We start from the raw sequence: 17,088 nt of genomic DNA, 5'->3' as shown, positions 1-17,088 counted from the left end.
ATGCTTTATCATTATTCTTCAATAGCTTCATAAATTAAGCGCTGAATTTCGGTTCTAATATTTTCTCTTAACAATAAGTTTTTTCTATTTGAAGACGGATATGTTCTATTGGCTAAAAACACATATACTAATTCTTTTTCTGGATCTGCCCACGTATATGTTCCTGTAAATCCTGAATGCCCAAAACTTGACATAGATACACAACCACATGTAGGACCGGATTTACCTAACTGTGGCTTATCAAACCCAACTCCTCTTCTATTATATTTATCGCAATAATAACATGTATTAAATTTTGGCACTGTGCCTGCTTTTAAAAATTGTTTACCTCCATAAAACCCATCTTGCAAATACATTTGCATTATTTTGGCTACATCGTTAGCATTGCTAAAAACACCAGCGTGCCCTCCAACTCCGTTTTGCATTGCTGCTCCCATATCGTGTACGTAGCCGCGCACTTCTTGATAACGATAATAATCGTCTACCTCACTTGGCACTATTTTTTTATTACTAATAGTTTTATACGGATTATACAATGTGTTATTTGCTCCTAATGGCTTATAAAAATGTGATTGAACTAACTCGTCTAGGGTTTGGTCGTAATGTTGCTCAATAAATTTCTTTAAAATATAATAAGGAAAATCGCTATATCTATAACGCAATCTACTTAGCAATTCCGAATCTTTTATAATTTCCGGTAAGGAATCTTGGTAATCTGTTCTTAAATATAAATTTTTAGCTACTTCAACATTAAAAGCTTCACTACGTTGTGTTCTATAATACTTTGCACTTGGTTTTTTTGTTACAGAATCTAAAGTTTTATAATAAAATGGTTCCCAAGGACGTAATTGTGCATAATGCGATAACATTTTTTTTATGGTTACATTAGCCTTGTTTGATGTTTTATATTCTGGTAATATGGCAGAAAGTTTAGTATCTAAATTTATAACACCTTGCTCTTCGAGTTCCATTAAAAGAGGTAATGTTGATAAAATTTTTGTGAGTGAAGCTAAATCATAAATGTCATCCCAAACCACATTTTCATTTCCTTTATATGTGTGTTTTCCAAAATTTTTATTGTATATAACTTTTCCTTCACGAGCAACTAATAATTGAATTCCTGGTGTCATCATAGAATCTACTGCTATTTTAGCAACCGAATCTACTCGCTTTAACTTTTCAGTACTCATACCAACTCGTTCCGGAAAACTATATCCTAAGCGTTTAATACTTACAGTAGGAATGCCTTCGCCTACTACAAAATGGCTTCCTGCTGAAACAGGTAAAGTACCTCTAGCTCCAATAGCACCAAATATAATTTCGGCCGATGTTTCTTGAGCAATTTCGCTATTTTGATAACTTACAATTATACCCTCTATATTATCAATATTCTTTAAATCCATTAAAGCATAAGGTTTAACAAATAAATCAAGTATTACTGCATGATCTTTTGCAACGTCTTCTATAAACTCTATCTCACTTTTAGTTAATTTATAGGGTTTCCAAGGTGAATCGTTTGAGCGATGTAAACCAATAATTATTGTATTGTATGATTGTAATTTTTGAGATAAATTTTTAAACTTATTTGGGCTTTCAGATTCTATTTTATGAACTTTGGTATATCGTCTTAGTGCATTAAAAAACACTTCACCACTATCATCTCCGAGATTTACATAAGCGATATCCTTCGTTTCTAAATGTTGTATTGGCAACACATTTAATTTATTTTGAACGATAGTTATAGCATTTTCCATTAGCTCTTCGTACAGCACATCATCTTCAAGCCTATTTAAATCTTGAACTAAGTTGTGCACTCCAATAGGCTTATAATTATTAAGACCTACTTTATACTTTGCTTGTAATATTTTTTTAACTGAATAAGCTAAGCGTTCTTCGGTTATTTCACCTTTGTTATAGGCTTCAATAATTTTAGCTACTCCTTTTTCAACATCTTCAGACATTAACATAATATCATTTCCAGCTTTAAAAGCAGCAAGATCAATTTCTCCTACTTCATCAAAATCGGCGGCACCCTTCATAGTTAAAGCATCGGTAAAAATTAAACCTTGAAAACCTAATTTCTCCTTTAAAATTCCTGTTACTATTTTTTTTGATAAAGAAGAAGGATACCCAGAATCATCAAGACTAGGCACATTTAAATGAGCGACCATAACACTTGAAAGGCCTTCAGAAATCAACTTTTTGTAAGGATACAACTCTATAGAATCTATTCGTTTAGCTGAAAAATCGATAGATGGTAATGTTTTATGCGAGTCTTGGTGTGTATCTCCATGTCCAGGAAAATGTTTAGCGTTTGCTAATACACCTGCAGCTTGCATACCTTCCATAAATGCTAATGCTTTTGCTGTAACATTATCGCGATCTTCTCCAAAAGATCTATTACCTATTATGGGATTTAATGGATTTGTATTAATATCTACATCTGGAGCAAAATTAAAGTGCACACCTAAACGCTTACAATGTTCACCAATTTGTTTTCCTGTTTGTTTTATTAACTCTTCGTTTTTTATGGCACCTAAAGTCATATTCCAAGGAAAGGCATAAGTTGAATCTAGCCTCATGCTTAATCCCCATTCTGCATCCATGCCAATTAATAAAGGTATTTCACTTAACGCTTGTAATTCATTATTAAGCTTTGCTTGTTGTACAGGTCCTCCTAAAGAATAAATTATACCTCCTATATGGTGTTTTGTAATAGTATTAACTATTTCTCTTTTTTTAGCTTCGCTTTGGTTAGACATAACTTGTACCATATATAACTGCCCTACTTTTTCCTTTAAAGTCATATTATTGTACAAACTATCAACCCATTTATTTTGAGCTGCAACATCATGTGCTAACAAAGGGTTTGTAGATTGCCCAAAAGTAAATAGTGAACAAAAGGTAAAACAAATAAAAGAAACTAAATATCGCATATAGAGTATTAATTATTAAGAATTATGTAGTTTACTTACTACATAAATAATCATGCCAAAATAGTGCTTTTAAAAAGAAGTTAAAAAGACTTTATGATAGATTTATAAAGAAATAATTAACTAAAATTATTATAAATCGATATGCCTATCGTGATAACCTAATAAATACAAAACACCATCTAAACCTATACTTGAAATTGAGCTTTGAGCATTGTCCTTTACTTTTGGCTTTGCATGAAAAGCAATACCTAAACCAGCTAAATTCAACATTTGCAAATCGTTAGCTCCATCACCTACTGCAATGGTTTGGTTAATATGAATACCCTCTTTATCTGCAATTTCTTTTAAGTATTCTGCTTTTTTTGCACCATTTACTATGTCGCCTAAATAATTACCTGTTAAAGCACCATCTTTAATTTCTAACTGATTGGCGTAAACATAGTCTATACCTAACTCTTTTTGAAGATAATAACCAAAATAGGTGAAACCACCAGATAGTATAGCGGTTTTAAATCCGTAACTTTTAAGAGTATCTATTAAACGGCGGGCACCCTTTGTTATTGGCAATCTTTCTGCTACGCCTTGTAAAACTTCTTCGCTTAAACCTTCAAGAAGTTTCATACGGCGTTTAAAACTCTCATTAAAATCTATTTCGCCTTGCATTGCCGCTTCGGTAATGGCTTTTACTTTTTCGCCAACACCTGCTAATTCTGCTAATTCGTCAATAACTTCGGTTTGTATCAGTGTTGAATCCATATCGAAGCATACCAGACGGCGGTTTCTTCTGTAAATATTATCTTCTTGAAAAGCTATATCTACATCCAATTCACGAGAAATTTCCATGAATTTTTCAGTTAAATCTGCTTTTTTATCTAATCGCCCCCGAATGGATAACTCTATAGATGCACGCGGGTATTCTTCTTCTTTTACTAAAGATAATCTCCCCGTTAATCGCTTAATTGCATCAATATTTAAATTTTTATCTGAAATAACTTTAGTTACTTCTGCTATTTGATTAGCTGCTAATTTTTCGCCTAAAATGGTAACAATGTAACGATCTTTACCTTGCTGACTTACCCAATCTTCATAATTTGCTAATGAAATAGGTGTAAACTTAGCCACTACACCAAGTTCGTAAGCCTTAAAAAGTAATTCTTTTTGTACGGCAGAAGATTTTTCGCCTGCTTCAATTTCAAACATTAAACCTAAAGATAAGGTATCGTGTATATTTGCTTGCCCTATATCTAGTATTTTAGCGTCGTAAGTTGCTAAAACAGTTGTTAATTCGGCTGTTAAACCGGGTTTATCTTGTCCTGAAATATTCAGTAGAAAAATATCGTTAGCCATAATTTGTGTTAACTCTAATAAGCTGTAAAAATGATTATTCTTATTGAATTATAAAAGTTTTTTTTAATGAAATGGTGAGAAGCTTTTATTTAATAAAGCGACTATGCCAACTTTCGCTTGCAGGAACCTCCCAGTTCTCATTAAACTCTGCCACGTTAGTTACTAAATTATTAAAAACGATAGTTTTTTTTGATATAGCTTTATCTTTAGCCATTTTTTTAAAATCGGTAAGTGATTTATATGCAACAAACTCACCTTGTTTATAGGAAACATTCATTTTATCCATTAAATCGACTTTGTATGTTTGTTCAAGTTCTTGAATAAAGCGCACAGATGCATCAATTGAGCAGCCTGTAGCTTTATTGAGGTTTTGATTTAACCCTAAAACAATAAAACGTTTGTACTTTATAGTATAGCCTGCCTGTAAATCGCTACCATGAGCAGTCCAACTCTCTATAAATATTTTTAGTTTTGTTTCAATTTCTTGAAGTTCTTCTTCTGAAAAAGAGCGATTGGCTTGATATATCCAAACTCTTGAAGTTTCTGGCAATGTATTAAAGTCTACTAGCATTTTTTATCTATGTAAATGTATTCAGATTGAAATTATTAAAAAAAGCGTAACTATTCTTCTTGAGAATTAGCAATAATTTCTGCAATATCCAATACTTCTATGTCGTTTTCTTTTTCTTTAAATTTAATACCATCTGTCATCATGGTATTACAATAAGGACAACCAGTTGCTATAATTTGTGGTGTTGTTTTAAGTGCATCTTCGGTACGTAAAACATTAACATCTTTATCGCCTTTTTCTGGTTCTTTAAACATTTGAGCTCCGCCAGCACCACAACATAATGAGGTTCTTTTGTGCCGTTTCATTTCAACTAGCTCTACACCTGCTAATTTTAACAATTCTCTCGGCACTTCGTAAACTCCATTGGCGCGACCTAAATAACAAGGGTCATGAAAAGTTACTCGTGTACCTTTATAAGTTTTAGTTGATGGTTTTATTCGGCCTTGATCAAAAAGTTGTTTTATAAATTCTGTATGATGATAAACTTCATAATTACCACCTAATTCTGGGTACTCATTTTTTATTGTATTGTAGGAATGTGGATCTGCAGTTACAATTTTTTTTACTTCGTAAGCATTTAAAACTTCAATATTTGTAACAGCTTGCATTTGAAATAAAAATTCGTTGCCTGCTCTTTTTGCAGCATCACCTGTACTGCTTTCTTCTGTACCTAAAACTGCAAAGTTAACTTCTGCTTTGTTTAAAATTTTAACAAAAGCTCGTGTTATTTTTTTTGCTCTATCATCATAACTTCCTGCAGAACCTACCCAAAATAATATTTCGGGTGTTTTACCTTCTGCCATTAAATCGGCCATTGTTGGTACTATTAATGTATCGCTCATGGTTTTCTTATTACTGTTTAGTTTATTCAAGCATTAAATTTTGCTTGTATTGTTTAGCTTTTTCTAATAATTCTGTTGGTAAAATTTCGTAAACTAAAGGTGAACTAGCATCATAATTTAACACTGTCCATTTATTATTTGTATCTTCATCTTTTAAGGCTATAGTCATGCTATTATTGGCAGAAACATTAATTGTATTATTTGAAATAAAATTTACTTCCATTCCTTTAGCACTCATCATGTTTTTCATGAGTTCCTTAGATTCATCATCAAATTCTTGATCGTTAAAAGTCATCTTCATTTTCATATCATAAGAAATAAAAGCATAATCTAAGGTATCACTTACGTTGTAAATGTCTGAAATATTAAAGTTTGGTATTTCTTTTGGTACATCAATTGATATAGCTCCGTTACCTTCAAATGTACTTTTAAATACAGTTTTTAATGATTCTTTTGGTACTATAGTAAAAACTTTAGGATGCATTTTATCTATTAAAGCATCATAATTTTTAGTTGCAACATCTTGAAACATTTGTTCTGCTATTTGTTTTATTTTAGCTGTTTCGGTTGCTTTATTTTGAGCAAAACCTATCAAACAAAAAAACAAAGCTACTAATACGTTTAACTTAAGATTTTTCATTTTTATATTCTTGTGGCTTGTTTTTGTTTGGGTATTTAGTATTTTCAATGTTTTCTTCTTTTAAATTTGCAAGGTCTTCTTTTGAAACCCTTATGTAAACAGCATGCCTGTAAGTGCCTTTTAACATTCTAACGCCTTTATTATTTCTAATATAAAAGGTTCGGCGTTTTGCTTCTTCAGAAAGTCTTTTTTTTTGGTATTCGCTACAATAATCGCAAAAAACATGTTTTATTTTAATATCTATAGCGTTTCCATCTACATAATCTATAGTGGCATAAACCTTAATTTGTAATGAATCTTTTTGGTAACCTACCTGAGCATTTATTTGGTTAAAACCAAATAAAATAAATATCGCTATAGCAAGTCGGTACACCATACATTATTCATCTTTCCAATTTAATCTATCCATTTGATTATATGGCCACATGGCTCCGTTATTTTCAATATTAGACATCATGTTATTTAACTCTGTTGGCGCTGCGCTTTGCTCCATTACCAGGTAGCGACGCATATCTAAAATTATTGACAACGGGTTTATGCTTACCGGGCAAGCTTCTACACATGCATTACATGTGGTACATGCCCAAAGCTCTTCACGAGTAATATAATCATCTAAAAGTTGTTTTCCATCATCTTTAAACTCACCTTTATTAGCATCGATATTTTTACCTACTTCTTCAAGACGATCACGAGTATCCATCATTATTTTACGAGGAGACAGCTTTTTTCCTGTTAAATTAGCCGGACATTCGCTAGTACAACGTCCACATTCTGTGCATGTATAAGCATTAAGTAATTGTACCCAATTTAAATCCGCTACATCTGAAGCTCCAAATTTTGCAGGAACATCGTCTTCATCTCCTTCAGGAGGTGCTGCGAAAGGATCTGCGTTTGGATCCATCATCATTTTAACTTCTTTAGTTACAGCCTCTAAGTTGTTAAACTGCCCTTTAGGAGATAATTTAGCATAATATGTATTTGGAAATGCTAATAATATATGAAGGTGTTTTGAATAGTATAAGTAATTTAAAAACACTAAAATTCCTAAAATATGCAACCACCATGCACTTCGCTCTATAAAATGTAGTGTAGTTTCTGAAAGTCCTGAGAATATTGGAGCTAAATATTGTGAAATTACATTTCCTGAGTTCATGGCTTGAAAAGGAACATCTGTAGCATTCATAATCAAAAATAAGCCCATTAATACTAACTCGAAATATAGTATGTAATTCCCATCGTTTTTAGGCCAACCTTTCATTTCGCTTTTCCAGAAACGTTTAAGTTTTACAACATTACGGCGAGCCCAAAATATTAAAATGGATACAATAACTAATACAGCAAGAATTTCGAAGCTGGCAATTAAAATACCGTATATTGAACCTAATGAAGAAAAAATACGATGTGTACCAAAAACACCATCAATAATAATTTCCAGAACTTCTAAATTAATTATTACAAAACCTAGATAAACTACTATATGCAATATTCCTGCTATTGGCCGTCTTACCATTTTACTCTGGCCAAGAGCTATCATTGCCATATTTTTCCAGCGTTGTGATTTATTATCACTCACGTCTACATCTTGACCTAATTTTATATTACGAATTAATTTTTTTACGTTTTTAGCAAAAAAAACTATTCCCGTAATTAATGCTATTAAGAAAAGGATATTAGGGATAAATTTCATTAAGTTTAGTTGGTTTATTAGTTATTTGGTTCCTCGTAAGGTATTTCTTTTTTTGATAAAATCCTAAAATAGCGTTTTGGATGTAACTTAATATCTTGTAGTAAAGCTTCTAATTCTTTTGTTGCGCCTTCTAAGTTATTGTACAAAGCTTCATCTTCTAATAACTTACCAACCGTTCCGTCTCCTTTATTTACTTTATCTAAAACACCATTTAAATTGGATAATGTTGTATTTAATGAAGCAACCGTAGCACCTAATTCTGATGCTTTTAATTCTTTAACCAAATCTGACAAATCATCACTTACTATTTTAAAGTTGGCTAAAATATCTGCAATATTTTCATCATTTTTACTTACTAATCCGTTTACAGAATTTGATGTGCTTCTAAAAGATTGCAGTGTTTGATTAAGCTCTAAAATTGTTGTTTTTAAGCCATCGGATGATTTATCGTTTACTAACCTATTTAAGCTAGCCATTAAGGTATCTGTAGATTTTAAAGTAGAATTTAAATCTGTACTTAAACCTGAAAAGTTTTTTGATAAACTTGTAACTAAGCCTTCTTCTACTTCAGATTGTAAAAGATCGCCGGGTTTAGCTAAAACTCCATCTTTTTCAATTATAATAGCTAAACCATTTCCGCCCATTAATCCTGTTTCATATAAACGTATTTTACTATTTTTTGAAAATTTTAGTTGTTCATCTACAAAAAATGCAACTCGAGTTTTACCTGTTTTATAATCGTATTTAATATCGGTAACTTTACCAACTGGGTTTCCTTTTACAGTAACAATGGATGATGGCGTTAATGCATTATAGTTAAATTCTGTATAAAAAACATTATTAGATTCTAATAAATTTTGGCCTTTTAAATAATTAAATCCAAAAATAAATAAGATAATTCCTAATACTACTAAAATGCCTGTTTTAATTTCTTTTGATATCTTCAAAATAAAAAGTTTTTAAACAAATTTAAGTAAAATAAAAATGAAACATTACTAATCAGCATCAGTTTTTAATGCTTCTTGTATTTCAATTTTTTTACCATCTTTAAATGCAGTTACAAAACAAGAATTATATCCTTTAGCTTTTGCCTCGGCTTCCAATTGCTTAGTATACTCGTAACTAGAGGTGTTACCATAATAGTATTTATATAGTGTACCTTCTTTTTCTCTTGTTATATTATTTAAACCATTAAAATTATAGGGTTTTGTTTCTAGCTCTTTTGAGCTAGCAGCTATTTGAATTTTAAATGTTACACCATTTGTAGTTACATTATTAGTTTCAACACTGTCATAATATACACTTTCGCTATGGTTTACCTTACTTTTATAATCTAGTATTGCATTAGAAATTGCTGAAGAAATTTGCAATTGCCCTTTTTTTGAGTTTAAATATGCGCCCTCTTGCTTGTAAGTTAAAAAGCCTAACTCAACAAGTACACTTGGCATAACCGTTTGATGCAAAACAATAAAACCTGCTTGTTTAACTCCTCTGTTTTTTCGTTTTAAATCGGTTGTAAATTTTTGTTGAATGGCACTGGCAAGCATTATACTTTGATCTAAGTATTCCTCTTGACTTAAAAGGATGCCCATAACAGACTCTGGTGAATTAGGATCGAAGCCGTTATAATTCTTCTCGTAATCATCCTCCATGAAAATTACGGAGTTTTCATTTTTTGCAACTTCAAAATTAGTTTTGTTTCTATGTGTTCCTAATACAAAAGTTTCGGTACCATGGGCGCTAGAATTGTGTGAATTGCAATGTACTGAAACAAACAAATCGGCATTTGCCTTATTGGCTATTCTACCACGTTCAACCAAATCTATAAATACATCAGTTTTACGTGTGTAAACCACTTTTATATTTGGGGTTTTCTCTAAAAGTCTCCCTACTTCTAAAACTACCTTTAAAGCAATTTCAGATTCTCTGTAACCATTTCCTAAATTACCAGAATCTTTACCACCATGGCCAGCATCCAGAACCACCACAAATGGTTTTGGTTTTGCAGCTTTACTTATATTTGAAAAAGATGAAAATGTTAATAGTATTATAAAGCATACGAAAACATAAGCTATAGTCGTTTTTAATGATGTTGATATGTTTTTTATTTTTAAAATCATGAATTTTTTTTTAATACAAAGCATTAACTTAATTTTTATTAACATTAAAAAACAAATTTTAATACTAAAATTTGAATATTACATTCTTAATAAAACTATGAAGAATTAATAATTTAAATTTTTAATCAAAAATTAAATCAATCCCAGAAAAATATATGTAATTTTGGCAATTCAAAAATCGAGCCATACTTTTACAAAAATACATTTAAAAGCGTTGCGTACAAACAACTTTAAAATACTTTTTGCACTAAGTTTTACAATGTTTATTAACATGTTTAGCTTTGCTCAAGACATCCCGAAAAAGAAAGCTAGCATAGAGCGATCTGAAAAAGATACGGTAACTGTTAAAACCGACAGTATTGCGGTTTCTGAACTTTCTAATCTTGAAATTGAACAAGATTCCACATTAACCGACTCCATTAAGCCTAAAAAAGAACTTTTAGACAACAAAGTGGTTTATCATGCCGACGATTATACACGTTTTAGTAAAAAAGACAACAAACTTTATTTATATAACAATGCCTCTATAGAATATGGCGACATGAATATTAAGGCTGGTATGATTATAATTGATCATGTTAAAAACACGGTTTACGCTAAAGGAATTGTAGATAGCACAGGCAATTATACGCAAAAGCCCGTTTTTAAGCAAGCTAGTAACGAAGTTGAGCCTGATTCTATTTTATTTCACACAGAATCTAAAAAAGCTTTAATTTATAACTCAAAAACGGCACAAGGCGAAGGTACTGTAATTGCAAGTATAACTAAAAAAGAAAATGATTCGATTTACTTCTTAAAAAATGCGAAATATACAACTGCAGAAAATTTAGACGACCCTGAATACTACATAAAACTACGTAAGGCAAAAATTGTACCCGGAAAAAAAATTGTAACCGGATTAGCCAACCTTTTTATTTATGATGTTCCTACGCCTTTAGGGTTACCTTTTGGTTTTTTTCCTCAAAGTGAAACCCAAACATCAGGTGTTATTTTTCCAACCTTTGGAGAGAATAATACTAGAGGTTTCTTTTTACAAAATGGTGGTTATTACTTTGCTATAAGTGATTATTTAGATTTAGCAGTAATGGGAGACTATTATACAAATGGCAGTTTTGGTATTCGTGTCGAAAATACCTATGCAAAACGTTATAAATTTAAAGGAAACTTCTCATTTAATTACCAAAGTTTAATTACCAGTGAGCGTGGATTTTCTGATTATGCTAAAAATGTAATTTACAACCTAAAATGGTCGCATAGTCAAGACTCAAAAGCAAACCCAACATCTCGCTTTTCTGCATCTGTAAACTTAGGTAGTAGCACATATTATCAAAACTCTATAAATCAGGTTGATGCCAGCTCTTTTTTAAATAACACCCTTTCATCTTCAGTATCATACTCTAAAACGTTTACAGGAGAACCAGAGGTTTCTTTAAGTTTAGCAGCTACACATTCACAAAACTCACAAACTCAAGTTATTAACATGACATTACCTACTCTTCAAGCCAGTGTAGGTAGAATATATCCTTTAGCCCCAAGCGAGGGTACCAAAAAAGGATTAATACAAAATATTAACTTACAATATAATGTTAGAGGCGAAAACCAAATAACTACTACAGATTCTTTATTCTTTAAAAAAGAAATGTTTGAAGAAGCTGAAATTGGGATGATTCACACCATACCGCTAAGTACCAATTTTAAACTATTTAAGTATTTAAGCATGAGTGCTTCTTCTACTTTTAATGAAGTATGGACTTTAAAAACCATTGAAAGATCTTTTGATACAGATGATAGAGAAGTTATAGATAATACAGTCGATGGTTTTGATGCTTACAGAACTTACAATTTTAGCACAAGCCTAGGAACTACAGTTTATGGTTTGTTTAGCTTCGAGAAAAAAGGTAAAGACCCTAAAATCCAAAAAATAAGGCACGTTATGCGCCCATCATTAAGCTATAGTATTAACCCTTCTTTCGATCAGTATTATGACACTTACGAGGTTGTAAGCGCCGATGGTTTAACCAGTGAAGACGTATCATATACACGTTTTGAAGAAAGCATTTATGGTGCACCAAACGAGAACTTCTCAAGTTCTTTAGGAATTTCTATTGCCAATAACCTTGAAGCCAAAGTAAAAGATAAAGATAGTACGGCTACAGAACCTAAAACTGTAACTTTACTTAATAGCTTAAATTTTTCTACATCCTACAATTTTGCTGGTGATTCTTTAAAATGGAGTGCCGTTAGAGTAACCGGAGGTACTCAGCTTTTTAATAATAAATTAAGCTTAAATTTTGGAGCAACACTTGACCCGTACGCATTAGATAATAACAACTCAAAAATTGATAAATTTAATATTGATAATGGAGGAAGTTTATTCAGGCTAACTAGCGCAAACATGACGGCAAGTTGGTCGCTTTCTAGCGATTCTGGTGGCAAGGATAATAAAAATCAAGATGGTATAGAAAGAAACGTACAAAGCGGAGGGCGTGACGACGATTTATTTGGTGTTTCCCAAGATTTTGCAAACGAACAAATTCAAGATAAAAAAGGTAAAGATGATGAAGAAGAAAAACAAAACTTTTACAAATTTAAAATACCTTGGAGCTTGCGTTTGGCTTATGCCGTTAACTACTCTAACTCAACACGCCAAAACGAAATTTCTTCACACTCTTTAATGTTTTCTGGAGATGTTGATTTAACCAAAAACTGGACCATTGGAGCCTCTTCTGGTTACGATTTAAAAAACGTAGGATTTACCTACACACAACTACGTTTTGAGCGTAATTTAGAAAGTTGGAGAATGAATTTTAGCTGGATTCCTTTTAGTACTAATGCCTCATGGAACTTTTTTATTGGAATAAAATCTAGCCTCCTATCAGATTTAAAATACGAAAAACGAAAACAATCCGATAAAAGCTTATAAAAAATGAAAAAAATAATATCTACCAAAAATGCCCCTGCCCCTATTGGCCCTTATAACCAAGCTATATTAGCAGGAAATACTTTGTTTATTTCTGGGCAAATTGCGTTGAACCCAGCAACGGGTAACTTAGTAATGGACTCTATCACTATAGAAACTAAGCAAGTTATGCAAAATTTACAAGCTATTCTTGAAGCCGCTGGTTTATCGTTTAGTAACGTTGTAAAATCATCGATTTTTATAAGCAATATGGATGACTTTAATGAAATTAATGAAGTTTATGGCAGCTATTTTGATGAGGCTACAGCCCCAGCAAGAGAAACAGTACAGGTTGCCCAATTACCAAAAAATGTTAATGTAGAAATAAGTATGATTGCTATTGTTTAGCTACATCAACTTCTGTATATACTTGTAGTATATACTTCAATTTATCAACATCTATGGGTTTTGCTAAAAATTCATTTATACCTGCTTTTTTTGCTTTAATTATATCTTCTTCAAAAGCACTGGCAGACACTGCAATTATAGGCGTTTTATTTTCTGCGTATTTTTTAGTTTCTTTTATTTGTTTAGTAGCTTCATAACCATCCATGTCTGGCATGTAAATATCCATAAAAATAATATCAAAATCTAAAACATTATACAAATCTATGGCTTCAACTCCATTTTTTGCAAATGTACATTGCGCACCATTTCTTTCAAGTAAAAATTGAATTACTTTTTGGTTCATTCGATTATCTTCAGCAACCAGAACATTTATTTTGTTAAGAGGTATTGGAATAAAATCTGGTATTTCATTTTTAATATTTAAGGTCTTTTTTAGTTGTAGTGTAAAGTAAAATGTTGTGCCTTCACGCTCCTTACTTTCCAACTTTAATTCGCCTCCCATATTTTCAACTAAATAATATGAAATTGACAGACCAACACCCCAACCTTTGTATTCGTTTATAAATTTATTTTTATCATTTTTATTTTTTGTATTACCTAAAAAATACTTTATTTCTTCAGGCTTCATACCCATTCCAGTGTCTTTTACATAAAATGTGATAATTTGGTCATCATTAATTTCAATTGTTTGATCTATAATAATGGAAATCTTTCCAGAATCGGTAAATTTAATAGCGTTATTAACTAGGTTTATTAATATTAATTGAATTCGCTCAGAATCAGCCAAAACCATAAACCTATTATTTTTGTTTTCAGATAAAAACTCGTATTCAAAATCTAAATTATGTTCCCAAGCTTGATATTCAAAAACTTTAAATAAGTTTACTAAATCCGACTTTAAGTCAACAGCTTTTTTATTTAACTCAAACTCATTCTTTTTTATTTCTTCATTATTTATAACCAAATTGAAAAATTGCAACAAGTGTTTAGAAGAGTATTCTGCGATTTCAACTTTTAATATTTGATCTTGATCTAAATCTGATTCAGACAACATTTTAAGCATTCCTAAAATGGTGTTTAAAGGCGTACGAACCTCATAACTCATATTTATAAGGTTAATAGATTTGTGCTCAAAAATTTTATTAGACTTATCTAAGCTTTTGTTTAACTCATCAATTCTAAGCTTTTGGCTTTTAGCAATTATTTTATTTTTTAATTGATTTTTTAAAAAAAATTGAAGTACAAAAATTTGGCTAATGCTAAGCACAAATAATATTAAAGCAGTTACCTCTATGTTAAGTATAGATTCAATATAACAATACGCTATTACAAATATTATAGCTATTGAAAACAGAACAAAATAAGATAAAGTGCGTTTATTTCTATTAAATTTTGAAGAAAACCCCATTAAAATTCACATTTAAACAAACTTATCTATAAAATTTAACTTTATCAAAAGTATTAGATATATTTATGAGTTTTAAAATATGATTTTTCTAATTTTATATACAGTTAATATTTTTTTTACACTTTTATGCGCATAGAATACGATATAAAATTAGGCTTTAAAGATGTCATGTTTCGTCCAAAAAGATCAACTTTAAAGAGCCGTTCTGAAGTAAGTTTAGAGCGTGAGTTTAAATTTTTACACAGCCCTTTAACTTGGTCTGGCATTCCTATAATGGCTGCAAACATGGATACAGTAGGTACATTTGAAATGGCAAATGCATTATCTGAAAAAAAATTATTTACAGCTATTCACAAACATTACAACATAAACGATTGGAGTAATTTTTCGTCTAAATTAACAGCTAAAGCAAACAACTACATTGCTGTAAGTACAGGCATTGGAGAAAACGACTCTAAAAAACTAGCTACAATTATTCAACAAAACTCAAACTTAAAATTTATATGTATTGATGTAGCTAATGGCTATTCTGAACATTTTACGAATTTTGTAAAACGAACACGAGAACTCTATCCTGAAAAAGTAATTATTGCAGGAAACGTTGTTACTGGAGAAATGGTTGAAGAACTTTTATTGTGTGGTGCAGATGTAATTAAAGTAGGCATTGGCCCTGGGTCTGTATGCACTACCCGAGTTAAAACTGGTGTAGGCTACCCACAACTTTCTGCTATAATTGAGTGTGCTGATGCTGCTCATGGCTTAGGTGGTCAAATAATTAGCGATGGTGGTTGTACAACTCCTGGCGATGTTGCAAAAGCCTTTGGTGCTGGTGCAGATTTTGTTATGTTGGGCGGAATGCTAGCAGGACATGATGAAAGCGGTGGAAAAATAATAGAAAAAAACGGAAAAACATATAAACAATTTTACGGAATGAGCTCTTCAACAGCTATGGAAAAACATGTTGGTGGCGTTGCCGAATATAGAGCTAGCGAAGGGAAAACAGTTGAAGTTCCCTATAAAGGCCCTGTAGAACACACATTGCAAGATATTTTAGGTGGTATAAGAAGCACCTGCACTTATGTAGGAGCTTCCAAACTAAAAGAACTTACTAAACGAACAACCTTTATTCGAGTTAACGAACAGGAAAATAAAATATATTCAAAATAAACTAACTCATACTATAAAATAACTTAAAATGAAAAAAATAATCACTTTTGGTGAGGTGTTAATGCGGTTATCTCCTGAAGGAAATAAAAAATTTAAGCAGGCAAATTTACTAGAATTTTATTTTGGCGGTACCGAGGTAAATGTTGGTCTTTCTATCGCTAATTTTGGTGAACCTGTTAAACATATTAGTTGTGTTTCTAATGATTTTGTTGGAGATACTGCTCTATCATACATTCAAAAATTTGGTGTTAGTACATCGGCAATAGTTCGATCTCCAAGACCTTTAGGCGTTTACTTTTTAGAGGTAGGTGCTGTGATGCGTCCTAGCTCAATTTCATACAACAGGTCGCACTCTTCCTTTTCTGAAATAAAACCTGATATGGTTGATTGGGAAAAGTTATTACCAAAAGCTAAATGGTTTCACTGGACAGGTATAACACCTGCACTATCGCAAGGTGCCTACGATACTTTAAAAGCAGGTTTAGTTATAGCTAAAAAATTAGGGATACCTGTTTCTACAGATCCTACTTACCGCAGTGGACTCTGGAAATATGGTAAAGAACCCAAAGAAGTGTTAACCGACCTCGTATCATATTCAACAATTTTTATTGGCGGAATTAATGAAATAAACGAAATTTTAGGTACTAAATACGGCTACTCTAACGATGAGTTTATTGAAGCCAGTAAACTTTTAATGGAAAAATTTCCAAACATTGAAAAAGTTTTCGATAAAATTAGAACCGCAATAAATGCGTCATGGCATAAAATTAGAGCCAGAATGTGGAATGGTATAGAATTTCATGAAACTACAGATTTAGATATTACGCATATAATTGATAGAATTGGAACTGGTGATGCTTTTGCTGCTGGATTAATTTACGGATTACAAAAGTATAATGATGGCAAAGCCATGGAATTTGCAAGTGCAGCTTGTGCTTTAAAACATACCTACGAAGGCGATGTTAACTATGCTACCGTAGATGAAGTAACCGCTATTTTAGAAGGTAATATTTCAGGAAGATTCAATAGATAGATTTATCAATTTATTAAAATTTGCAGTTTA

At 31.5% G+C, this 17,088-nt stretch carries 14 protein-coding genes; 4 read left to right on the top strand and 10 right to left on the bottom strand.

Translation table 11 applies throughout. The annotated features are described in order from the left end of the window. Positions 1-11: 11 nt before the first annotated feature. The 9 genes from LG649_RS01645 to LG649_RS01605 all read right to left on the bottom strand — a co-directional run bounded on the left by LG649_RS01645 (position 12) and on the right by LG649_RS01605 (position 10,143). On the bottom strand, positions 12-2,936 hold the full coding sequence (locus LG649_RS01645) for a glycoside hydrolase family 3 N-terminal domain-containing protein (RefSeq protein ID WP_226540226.1): 2,925 nt from the start codon (positions 2,934-2,936) through the stop codon (positions 12-14). A 129-nt stretch (positions 2,937-3,065) separates the two neighbouring features. Further along, positions 3,066-4,283, bottom strand: a complete 1,218-nt coding sequence (gene serB, locus LG649_RS01640) for a phosphoserine phosphatase SerB (protein WP_226540223.1) — start codon at positions 4,281-4,283, stop codon at positions 3,066-3,068. An 85-nt stretch (positions 4,284-4,368) separates the two neighbouring features. Then, positions 4,369-4,854, bottom strand: a complete 486-nt coding sequence (locus tag LG649_RS01635; RefSeq protein ID WP_226540221.1) for an ABC transporter ATPase — start codon at positions 4,852-4,854, stop codon at positions 4,369-4,371. A gap of 50 nt (positions 4,855-4,904) precedes the next feature. Next, on the bottom strand, positions 4,905-5,696 hold the full coding sequence (locus LG649_RS01630) for a (Fe-S)-binding protein (RefSeq protein ID WP_226540219.1): 792 nt from the start codon (positions 5,694-5,696) through the stop codon (positions 4,905-4,907). A 22-nt stretch (positions 5,697-5,718) separates the two neighbouring features. Beyond that, positions 5,719-6,336, bottom strand: coding sequence for a hypothetical protein (locus tag LG649_RS01625; RefSeq protein ID WP_226540217.1), 618 nt, complete (start codon positions 6,334-6,336; stop codon positions 5,719-5,721). After that, entirely contained in the window at positions 6,323-6,712 is a 390-nt protein-coding gene (locus LG649_RS01620) for a hypothetical protein (RefSeq protein ID WP_226540215.1), read from the bottom strand. Before LG649_RS01620 ends, LG649_RS01625 begins: the two co-directional genes overlap by 14 nt. A gap of 3 nt (positions 6,713-6,715) precedes the next feature. Next, entirely contained in the window at positions 6,716-8,023 is a 1,308-nt protein-coding gene (locus LG649_RS01615) for a (Fe-S)-binding protein (RefSeq protein ID WP_226540214.1), read from the bottom strand. A gap of 17 nt (positions 8,024-8,040) precedes the next feature. Next, the gene (locus LG649_RS01610; protein WP_226540213.1) at positions 8,041-8,970 is read right to left on the bottom strand and encodes an MlaD family protein; all 930 of its coding nucleotides are present in this window, start codon (positions 8,968-8,970) and stop codon (positions 8,041-8,043) included. A 48-nt stretch (positions 8,971-9,018) separates the two neighbouring features. Beyond that, complete coding sequence (locus tag LG649_RS01605; RefSeq protein WP_226540212.1) at positions 9,019-10,143, bottom strand: N-acetylmuramoyl-L-alanine amidase family protein; 1,125 nt, start codon at positions 10,141-10,143, stop codon at positions 9,019-9,021. A gap of 163 nt (positions 10,144-10,306) precedes the next feature. Here LG649_RS01605 and LG649_RS01600 point away from each other — a divergent pair, with 163 nt between their 5' ends. After that, positions 10,307-13,066 carry a putative LPS assembly protein LptD gene (locus LG649_RS01600; protein WP_226540211.1) on the top strand — a complete coding sequence of 920 codons (2,760 nt, stop codon included), beginning with the start codon at positions 10,307-10,309 and terminating at the stop codon, positions 13,064-13,066. A gap of 3 nt (positions 13,067-13,069) precedes the next feature. Beyond that, complete coding sequence (locus LG649_RS01595) at positions 13,070-13,450, top strand: RidA family protein (RefSeq protein ID WP_226540210.1); 381 nt, start codon at positions 13,070-13,072, stop codon at positions 13,448-13,450. Here LG649_RS01595 and LG649_RS01590 read toward each other — a convergent pair. Further along, positions 13,440-14,858: a response regulator gene (locus tag LG649_RS01590; RefSeq protein ID WP_226540209.1), complete on the bottom strand. Its 1,419-nt coding sequence runs from the start codon at positions 14,856-14,858 to the stop codon at positions 13,440-13,442. The two genes, LG649_RS01595 and LG649_RS01590, sit on opposite strands and share 11 nt — an antisense overlap. Positions 14,859-14,984: 126 nt before the next feature. Between LG649_RS01590 and LG649_RS01585 the strand changes: the two genes are divergently transcribed. Continuing rightward, positions 14,985-16,025, top strand: a complete 1,041-nt coding sequence (locus LG649_RS01585; RefSeq protein WP_226540208.1) for a GMP reductase — start codon at positions 14,985-14,987, stop codon at positions 16,023-16,025. Positions 16,026-16,053: 28 nt separating this feature from the next. Continuing rightward, positions 16,054-17,058 (top strand): sugar kinase, encoded by a 1,005-nt coding sequence (locus LG649_RS01580; protein WP_226540206.1) that lies wholly within the window; start codon positions 16,054-16,056, stop codon positions 17,056-17,058. Positions 17,059-17,088 lie beyond the last annotated feature (30 nt).

Origin of the sequence: Neotamlana laminarinivorans, assembly GCF_020523925.1 — a bacterium.
Lineage (GTDB): Bacteria > Bacteroidota > Bacteroidia > Flavobacteriales > Flavobacteriaceae > Neotamlana > Neotamlana laminarinivorans.
The sequence above is the reverse complement of the archived record's forward strand: the minus strand, read 5'-3'. Positions and strand labels throughout refer to the sequence as shown.